Genomic DNA, 8,786 nt, shown 5'->3' with positions numbered 1-8,786 from the left:
GGACTACCAACGAGAAACTCCGCCTTTGCTTCCCGGATCGGCTTTGCGAAACGGACAATTTCTAAACCGGCATTATTTTTAATATCCTCCTCGGTAATTTTCAAAGAAGTTAAATCATAGACCTTAATCTCTCTTGCCTGAGCCCTTTTTATCCCCAAGAGGGAGGCATAACGAGGGTTATTGATACCGGTCTGAACTGCCAAGAGACAGGGGAGGGGGATCTTTTTCATCTCAATTCTTCCCCCTTCCAACTCCCTTTCAATCATAAGGTGGGAATTAAGAATCTCCATTTTCCCGACATAACAAGCAAAGGGCAGAGAGAGGAAGGATGCCAAAATTGGACCACAGGCGGCGTAACTATCATCAGCGGCAAAGGCACCACAAAGGATTAAATCAAAAGGAGTTTCTTTAATCACCTTTGAGAGAAGGAAACCGATAATCATCGGGTCGCGATAGTCACCTTCAATCCGAATGGCATTATCCGCCCCTTTGGCTAAGGCTAATCTTAAAACCTCTTCACTCTCCTTCTTGCCAACAGTGATGGCGGTGATCTCGCCCCCGTATTTTTCTTTTGTAAGAAGCGCCTCTTCTAAGGCGTAATTATCCGCTTCGTTAATTGTCCAAGGGAGATTATCTTTTCTTATATCTTTTCCGGTCTCATCAATCTTTAAGTCAATCTCGGAAAAGTCCGGCACCCTTTTTAGGGCAACAATAATTTTCATATCTCCTCCTTAAATTCAACACTCTCTTTAAGCCAGTTTAAGTAATTCTTCTCCCCCCTTTCAATCCGCCAGGAGAGAATACAAGGGAGTTCATAAGGATGAATCCTTTTTAACTCCCGCTCAACTATCTTATAATTCTCTTTCTTCGTCTTCAAAAATAACCCAAACTCTTTTACCTTTTCTATCTTCCCCTGCCACCAATAATTTGCTCCCATCGGAAAGATATTGGCACAGGCGATATAGCGTCTCTTTAATAGTTTTCGGGCAATCATTTCCGCATCCTTTCTTTTGCCCACTGTGGTGTAGACGATAATAAACCCTTTCCTCATTCCGCCCATTTTTTTATCACCTCTTTTATCTCCGGAGGCAATTCAAAGGAATTCAACTGCTTGAGCGCGGCGGTAATAATCTTTATCTTGGCGTCAAGGGAAAGGCGGCGATTAACAATAATATAATACTTCCCTTTCAGAGAACAGAGCCCTCCTTCCCCTTCAATCTCATCAAAGATGAGACTAATCTCCGGTCGGTTAGATTTTAAGAATTCCTCCAATTTTTGCAGAACTTCCCTTTTGGTCATACGAAAAGCATCTTCTTCAGACGCCGGAGGGATTCTAAGGCACTTTCCTTCGGTCTCACTTCGGCAATTAGATAACTATCACTCTCCCGCAGGAGATTGAGATAGTAAAGAATATCAATCTTCCCTTCGCCCACGATATTATGCTCATCCCATTCCCCGGAGTTATCGTGGATATGACAGTTCTTAATGTGTTTAAGATTTTTAATAAAGAAATCCTTTTCCACCTTCTGCTTTTCTGGGGGCAAGCGGTTGATATGGCCAATGTCTAAGGTTAAGCCCAAACTATCTCCCAGATACTTCTCCATAATCGCCATTACAAAAGGATAGCGAAAACCGCCAACATTTTCTAAACAGAGGACCGTCTTCCCCCTACTTATCTCCTTCATTCTGCTCACCACCTCTTCCATCTGTCTTTGGTAAATCTCCGGGAAGACCTCATAAGTTAAAACCTTCTTGCCACTCACCCCAAAGGTCAAATCGTTTCCCAAATGAATTGTCAACCTCTCCGCGCCAATTTCCGAGAGGTAATCTAAAACTCTTTTTAAGAAAGAGAAGGAGTTTTCCAATAATTCCCCTTCTGGGATAAAAAAAGAAAAACCTTCTAAGGCGTGGAAAAGAATTCTCATTCCCGCTTCTTTCTCTTCCCTAATCTTCTTTCTCTCTTCTTTTCTTTGCAATTGGGAAAGGAAGTATGGGTTATTGAGATTTATCTCTAAGACCTTAAAGCCACTTTTCCGGACAAAAGAGATTGCCTCTAAGATATCGGAAAAGTCAAATAGGATTTGGGGACCTAAGCGTTTGCTTATTTCTTCCATCTCCCATTATAAGGGAAAAAAATGATTGGTCAACCTCTTTCCCAAAGTCCCAATTCCTTTATTCCCTTTAATAGGCTTCAGCGTGGACAAAAAGGGAGGCTTTTTATCGGGTGGTGAAGGGGAGAGGAAAAGAGACCTTTTCCTGTGAAGGAACCCGGGGAAAATTGGAGATAAGATGGGGAGAGAAAGTAAAAGTATTGGAGGAAAGGCTGAGGAAAAGAGGGAAGAAAATAGGGAGAAACATAGTCTTTTTTACCCACCAGGGAGACCGTAGGGGGAACTGACCCCCATCTTTTTAGGAAAATAGGGCTAAGTTATCTAAAATGAAAGACTTAAAGGCAAAATCCCCCTTTAAGAAAATTATCTAATGAGATAATTTTTCACTAACCCGCATGGCAAAGATAAAGAATAAAATTTTTGCCTTTTTACTTAGTTGACTTATTTCCCTTTTTCTCTATCCTTAATGATGGGAAGGGAATTAGAGTGGATATTCCCAAAGCGAGAATGGGGAGAAGATTTTGAAAGGTTAAAAAGAGAAACTTCTCTCCCTCCGGTCTTGCTTGCCCTCCTTTACCAACGGGGGTTAAAAGATAAGGAAGAGATAGAAAAATTTTTAGAGCCAAAATTGTCTCATTTGGAAAATCCCCTTCTTTTACCCGATTGCGAGAAGGCAATCTTTCGGATAAAAGGGGCGATAGAGAGAAAAGAGAAGATTTTAATCTACGGTGACTACGATGTTGACGGCATTACCGGAACCGCTCTCTTGGTAAAGATTTTATCAAAAATTTATCCGCATGTCGGATTTTATCTCCCTTCTCGGGAGAAGGAAGGTTATGGCTTGTCAACGACCGGGGTCCTTTTTGCCCGTTCTTATGGTTTCTCTTTAATCATTACGGTTGACTGCGGCACAACCGATTTCTCTTCCCTCTCATTAGCCAAGAAGTTAGGGATTGATGTGATTGTCTGTGACCACCACCAGCCGAGAAGGGAGAAGAATAGAGATAAATTACCTCCGGCCTATGCGGTAGTCAATCCCAAAAGGGAAGGGGCAAAGGGTAAAACGCATCTCTCTGGTTGTGGGGTTGCCTTTAAGGTGATATGGGGATTTCTCTCCCAATTCGGTTATGATAAGAGACCCCTCTTAGAAAATCTTGACCTGGTCGCCTTGAGTACAATCTGCGATATTGTCCCTTTAACTAATGAGAATCGGATTCTTGCCAAAATTGGTCTTGAGAGATTGCGCCGGACAAAAAACTTGGGGCTCAGGGCATTAGCCAAAGTTAGCGGTATCAAATTGGCGTCCCTCAATAGTTATCATATTGGTTATATCTTAGGTCCCCGGCTTAATGCCAGCGGTCGGATTGCCGATGCCACAAAGGCGGTGAAACTCCTTTTAACCGAGGAGGAAAAAGAAGCCGAGGTTTTAGCCCAAGAGTTAAACGAACACAATAAGGAGCGGCAAACGATTGAGAAGTCAATTCTCAAAGAGGCGGAAGCGATTATTGAAAAAAAAGAATTAGAGAAAAAACCAATCCTTGTGTTAAAAAAAGAAGGTTGGCACGAAGGGGTGATTGGGATTGTCGCTCAGAAATTGAGGGATTTATTCTATCTACCAGTAATTTTAATCACAATAAAGGATGGGGTGGGAAAGGGTTCGGGAAGGAGTATCTTCGGTTTTTCTCTTTACGATGCCCTCTTAGAAAACTCTTCTTGCCTTTTGCGCTTTGGTGGGCATAAATACGCCTGCGGCTTAGCCTTACCTATTGAAAATATTGATAAATTCATTTCGGGAATGGAAAGTTATGCCGAGAAGTTTATCACCCCAGAACTGAAAAAGAAGAAGTTGTTCATTGATGCCGAGATCTCCCTTAACGATATCTCCCAAGAATTATTAGAATTTTTGCGGAAGTTTGAACCTTTTGGCTTAGAAAATCCGATGCCTATCTTTGCTACTCGGGGATTAGAGGTAGTCGGTTTTCCGAGGGTTATTGGTAAGGAGCATTTGAAATTTACGGTGCGGGAGAATAAGAAGAAGGCATTTGACTGCCTCGCCTTCGGGCGTCACAGCGACATTTTACATTTAATTCCCGGAAAAGAGAATCACATTGATATCGCCTATACCTTTGCCGAGGATAACTTCTTCGGCAAAAAGAGAATAAAACTCTACTGCGAAGATTTGAAAATTCGGGAATAGATGTGGGAATTAAAAGAAAAAGATGGGTTAAAGTATTTTAACTTAAAATCAGAATTTCCAATCCGACTAATCTTCACCACCCGCCAGGGAGGATTTTCTCAAGGAGAATATAAATCTTTTAACCTCTCTTTTGAAGTAGGAGAAGAGAAGAAGGTTGTGGAGAAGAATTACCAGAAGTTAAAAGAGGTTTTAGGGACGAAAAAGATTATCACCCTAAAACAGACCCATTCCGATAAGATAGTTTTTGTAAAAGGGGAAACCTTTGAGGAAGGGGATGCCCTCCTCACAAAAGAGAAAGGGTTGTATTTAGGGGTGAAGGTGGCAGACTGTTTGGCAGTCGCTTTCTTTAACAAAGAAAGCGACCTGATTGGGATTGCCCATTTCGGTTGGCGGAATCTCCTTTTAGGATTCCCGAAAAAGATTTGCCAAATCTTAAAGGAGATGACCGACTCCCCTCTCTTCTATCTCCTTTTCCCATCCATCCGGGGGGAATGCTACGAAATTGGGGAAGAGGTCTTTTCGGCATTCCAAAAGGCATATCCAGAAAATTATCAAGAATTTCTCTGGGATAAGGCTTCTCGCTATTATTTAGATTTAAGAGGTTTGGCTCGGAGTTTATTAGCCGGAGAAGGGTTAAAAGAATATTCCTCCTTAGAATATTGTGTCCACTGCCAAGGGGATTTATTCTATTCCAAAAGGAGAGACGGCAAGACCGGCCGGAATTTAGCCCTGATCGGACTTCAGGTTTAACTTCTCATTAATAAAAGAGATAACTTTATCCCTCTCTTCTGGTAAAAAGATAAAGAGGCCACGAAAGTTATCTAAGAATGTCTTCTTTTCAAAGGGTGAGAGGAGTAAACCATTTTTTAGGACAATTATCTTCTTAAAACCTTTCCACTCCCTTTTGAACTTATAAATCTTCTTATCAACTAAGATTCCCTCTTCGGTTAAGGTATAGGTAATGGGGAGAAAATAACTGTTGAGAGTGGCAAAGAGAAAGAGAAAGGCAAGAAGGGTCCAAAATAGACCATAAAAGAGGAAGAAGAAGAGGAGAAGGAAGAATAAAAATAGGGAGACGAAAATAGTCTTCTTCGGATTCTCTTTGGCTTTATGGATTTTCCAGTGCAATAAGGGATTGGGCCCGGGAGGACTTGAACCTCCGACCCGCTGATTATGAGTCAGCTGCTCTGACCAACTGAGCTACGGGCCCTTCTTTAATCAATATTCCAATGATAAAGGAAATTGGGCAAAAGTCAAGTCTCCCCGGGATTGGGCTATCATTTAGGCACCTTATTAAACTATCAGTTAGGCTTCAGATTAAATCTATAATTAGACTTCTAATTAAACCTCCAATTAGACCCTTAATTAGATTGCCAATTATCCTTATTATTATTCCTACCTTTATTCTCCTTTTTAGACCCTTAATTAGCCCCAAGTTTAAACTGGTTATTAGCCCATCGGTTAGGGTTTATATTAGACCCCCGATGCCATCCCCTGTATGCTACACCCCATTTTATAAAGATAAATCCCTCCTGTTTGATAAAGGTTATGATTTAATGCCATTTTCGTTAGGGACTAATTACCCGATAACACCTCCTCAATATCTCTTCTGATAATTATAAATCCGCCCCAGACGGATAACTCTGAAAAGGCAAAATCCTTAATTAACTTCTTCATAGCCCTCTATAATAAATACGAAAATATCCCCCAAAATGGGACACTAAATTTTTAGGCTAATTTTAGAAAATCTCTCCATCGGGCACGATTTTTGCTTATCTTCCCATTTTCTTCTCTTAAAGGACTGATAATTGACAAAAGGAACCAATTTCATAAAATAGGCGGTGAAGAGGCGGTGGCAGCGTGATTTAATTATTGGCCTTATCTCCTTATATCTTTTCCTCCTTTCCATTGAACTTTTGGGCAATGGCTTAAAACTTCTCGGTTCGGGAATTGTTGAGAAGTTAATCAAAACGACCTCTAATCCCTTCTCAGGACTTTTTATCGGAATTTTAGCCACTTCCCTTGTCCAGAGTTCCTCCGCTGTCACTTCTATCGTTGTCGGGATGGTTGCCCATCAAGTCTTATTGTTAAGAAATGCCATCCCCATCATTATGGGTGCCAATATCGGCACAACCGTCACCAATACCCTAATCGCCTTAACCTTTGTCTCTTCCAAACCAAGGTTAACCCAGGTTTTCCCTTCGGCAACTGTCCATGATTTCTTTAATTTCCTTACGGTTCTCCTCTTCTTTCCCTTGGAGGTCTCGTGCCATCTTTTGGAGAGGTCGTCTTATTTCTTAACTGAGGTATTTAAGGGTATCCGCGGTCCTTATCTATCAAGTCCTTTGAGAACGATATTAAATCCCGTGGCGGAGCCCCTCACTTCCTTTCTTGTTAAAAATCCAACCATCCTTATCCTTCTTGCTCTCATCCTTCTCTTCTTAGCCCTAAAGTTTTTGGTGGATAGTGTCCGGCGACTCCTTTCTACTCGGATTGAGGTTCTCTTGGACCGCTACATCTTCGGCTCATCTTTTAAGGCATTTCTTTTGGGTCTTTTTTTCACCGCCTTTATCCAATCAAGTTCGGTCACGACCTCTTTAATCATTCCCTTGGTCGCCGCCGGTATCTTAGACTTGATAAAAGTTTATCCTTATGCCCTCGGGGCGAATATCGGTACCACGGTTACCGCAATTCTTGCTTCCTTGGTTACCGGCTCTCCCTTGGGAATTCAATCCGCCTTCTGCCATTTACTCTTTAATCTCTTTGGCTGTTGTGTCTGGTATCCTTTACGGGTCGTACCGCTAACTCTCGCCAAAGAACTGGGTAGATTAGTAAGTAAAGGGCGGGGTTGGGCGATTGTTTATGTTTTGGTCGTTTTTTTCTTATTACCGATTTTAATGATTATTTTAACAAGGAGGTGATTATGTTCGCCGACTTTTTGAAATTTTGGAAGAAGGATTCCTTACTCAAAGAAGCAACCGAGGAAGTGATTTTGATGTTAGAAAAGGCAAAGCATATGTTTGACTTCTCAATGCGGGTGATGCTGGAAGAAGAAAGGGAAAGAGAGGATATCTATAAGTTAGACTGCGAGTTAAATCTCTTCCAGATGGATGTCCGGCGAAAGATTTTGGAACATCTGGCGATAAATCCCTACCAAGATATCACCTCTTCCTTAATTCTTTCCATCATTGTTTATGATATTGAAAGGATTGGCGACTACTCAAAAAACACAATTGAGTTGGCTCATCTTTATCCGGAACACTTAAAGGGTAGCTACTTTGACCGCATAAGAGAAATTGAACAGAAGGTTAAAGAACTTTTTGAAAAGACAATCGCATGCTTTAAGGATGCGGACAGTGATTTAGGGAGAATGATTATGGAAGAACATAGTAAACTGGCTCCCCAGTGCGAGAAGATTGTGGAGGATGTGATAAAAGACGAGAGTTTGCGCGCCCGCGATGGGGTGGTGATTTGCCTTTTAGCCCGCTATCTAAAAAGGGTGAGTGCCCACTTAAAAAATGTTGCTTCTTCGGTTGTCAACCCATTCCACCGTTTAACCTATAGACCAGAATGCCGGACCACGGAGGGAAGTGATGAAGACAAAAGTGAGATGGATTGAAGGGATGAGATTTATTGGTGAGACCGATTCCGGTCATCTGGTGGTAATGGATGCCCCGAAAGAGAGCGGTGGGGAAAATCTGGCACCTTCACCGATGACGATTCTTTTAACAACTCTCGGCGGTTGCACGGGAATGGATGTTGTCTCCATCTTAAAGAAGATGAAAGAGAAGGTAGCAAATTTCTCTATTGAGATCGGTGCCCAAAGAAGAGAAGAGCATCCCAGAATCTTTTCCGAGATTGAAATGGTCTATAAGTTTCAAGGAGAAAACTTAAACCGGGAAAATATAGAAAAGGCGGTGAAACTCTCCTTTGAGAAATATTGTTCAGTAGGCGCAATCTTGAAACTCTCTTGCCCAGTTAAATATCGGATTGAGATTATTTAATCACCGCAAGAAGATTATCTTTTTGGTCTCTTTCTCTTCGCCAATCATCCGCAGGATATAGATACCAGTTGGGACCTTCCTTCCTTTTTCATCTTCACCAAACCAGGTAATCTCCTTTGCCCCTTTGGGTATTGTCAGTGTCTTTACTCTCTGACCGGTGACCGTATAAACCTCAAATTTCTTCACCCTAAAAGATGGCAAGGTAAAGGAAAACTTTCCTTTCGTTAGCGTCGGAAGGATAAAGGTCTTACGACTTAAATCCATTTTCGCCTCTTTCATCCCGACCTGCGGCTCATCGGTTGTGAACTTTATCGCTCGCCTCGGGGCTAAGGGGGCACACCTTCGATCATAGGTGTTATTATAAAGGGCATTTATCCCAATCTGATTCGTCTCGTCTTCTATCCCAACCGTATTTGAGATATAGTTATTCGCAGTATAATACTGGAAGACTATCTCGTTATCACCAGTCTGCGT

General features: G+C 41.8%; 11 protein-coding genes and 1 tRNA gene. 5 read left to right on the top strand and 7 right to left on the bottom strand.

Features of this window, described 5'->3' with window-relative positions:
- The 4 genes from ABIL00_07830 to ABIL00_07815 form a co-directional block, all read right to left on the bottom strand.
- On the bottom strand, positions 1–722 hold a 722-nt coding region (locus ABIL00_07830; protein ID MEO0110667.1), incomplete at its 3' end, for an electron transfer flavoprotein subunit beta/FixA family protein.
- Positions 719–1,051 (bottom strand): divalent-cation tolerance protein CutA, encoded by a 333-nt coding sequence (gene cutA / locus ABIL00_07825; GenBank protein ID MEO0110666.1) that lies wholly within the window; start codon positions 1,049–1,051, stop codon positions 719–721. The genes ABIL00_07830 and cutA, both read right to left, overlap by 4 nt.
- Positions 1,048–1,299: a hypothetical protein gene (locus ABIL00_07820; protein MEO0110665.1), complete on the bottom strand. Its 252-nt coding sequence runs from the start codon at positions 1,297–1,299 to the stop codon at positions 1,048–1,050. The genes cutA and ABIL00_07820 overlap by 4 nt, the downstream gene beginning before the upstream one ends.
- On the bottom strand, positions 1,296–2,114 hold the full coding sequence (locus ABIL00_07815; GenBank protein MEO0110664.1) for a sugar phosphate isomerase/epimerase: 819 nt from the start codon (positions 2,112–2,114) through the stop codon (positions 1,296–1,298). Before ABIL00_07815 ends, ABIL00_07820 begins: the two co-directional genes overlap by 4 nt.
- A gap of 466 nt (positions 2,115–2,580) precedes the next feature.
- Between ABIL00_07815 and recJ the strand changes: the two genes are divergently transcribed.
- On the top strand, positions 2,581–4,308 hold the full coding sequence (gene recJ, locus ABIL00_07810; protein ID MEO0110663.1) for a single-stranded-DNA-specific exonuclease RecJ: 1,728 nt from the start codon (positions 2,581–2,583) through the stop codon (positions 4,306–4,308).
- Positions 4,309–5,058: a peptidoglycan editing factor PgeF gene (gene pgeF, locus ABIL00_07805; protein MEO0110662.1), complete on the top strand. Its 750-nt coding sequence runs from the start codon at positions 4,309–4,311 to the stop codon at positions 5,056–5,058.
- On the opposite strand, the gene ABIL00_07800 is transcribed toward pgeF, so the two are convergent.
- A complete protein-coding gene (locus tag ABIL00_07800; protein MEO0110661.1) occupies positions 5,032–5,436 on the bottom strand; it encodes a hypothetical protein in 405 nt (134 codons plus the stop codon). The genes pgeF and ABIL00_07800 overlap by 27 nt on opposite strands.
- A gap of 8 nt (positions 5,437–5,444) precedes the next feature.
- Positions 5,445–5,518, bottom strand: a tRNA-Ile gene (locus ABIL00_07795).
- A gap of 631 nt (positions 5,519–6,149) precedes the next feature.
- Between ABIL00_07795 and ABIL00_07790 the strand changes: the two genes are divergently transcribed.
- The 3 genes from ABIL00_07790 to ABIL00_07780 are packed head-to-tail and all read left to right on the top strand — an operon-like array spanning position 6,150 to position 8,312.
- On the top strand, positions 6,150–7,229 hold the full coding sequence (locus tag ABIL00_07790; GenBank protein ID MEO0110660.1) for a Na/Pi symporter: 1,080 nt from the start codon (positions 6,150–6,152) through the stop codon (positions 7,227–7,229).
- A gap of 2 nt (positions 7,230–7,231) precedes the next feature.
- Positions 7,232–7,927 (top strand): PhoU domain-containing protein, encoded by a 696-nt coding sequence (locus ABIL00_07785; GenBank protein MEO0110659.1) that lies wholly within the window; start codon positions 7,232–7,234, stop codon positions 7,925–7,927.
- Positions 7,902–8,312 carry an OsmC family protein gene (locus ABIL00_07780; GenBank protein MEO0110658.1) on the top strand — a complete coding sequence of 137 codons (411 nt, stop codon included), beginning with the start codon at positions 7,902–7,904 and terminating at the stop codon, positions 8,310–8,312. Before ABIL00_07785 ends, ABIL00_07780 begins: the two co-directional genes overlap by 26 nt.
- On the opposite strand, the gene ABIL00_07775 is transcribed toward ABIL00_07780, so the two are convergent.
- A partial coding sequence (locus ABIL00_07775; GenBank protein ID MEO0110657.1) for a FlgD immunoglobulin-like domain containing protein occupies positions 8,313–8,786 on the bottom strand: 474 nt, incomplete at its 5' end.

It is taken from the genome of candidate division WOR-3 bacterium (assembly GCA_039801905.1).
Classification (GTDB): Bacteria; Hydrothermota; Tepidihabitantia; order Tepidihabitantales; family JBDRVQ01; genus JBDRVQ01.
This window is presented reverse-complemented; position numbering and strand designations above follow the sequence as displayed.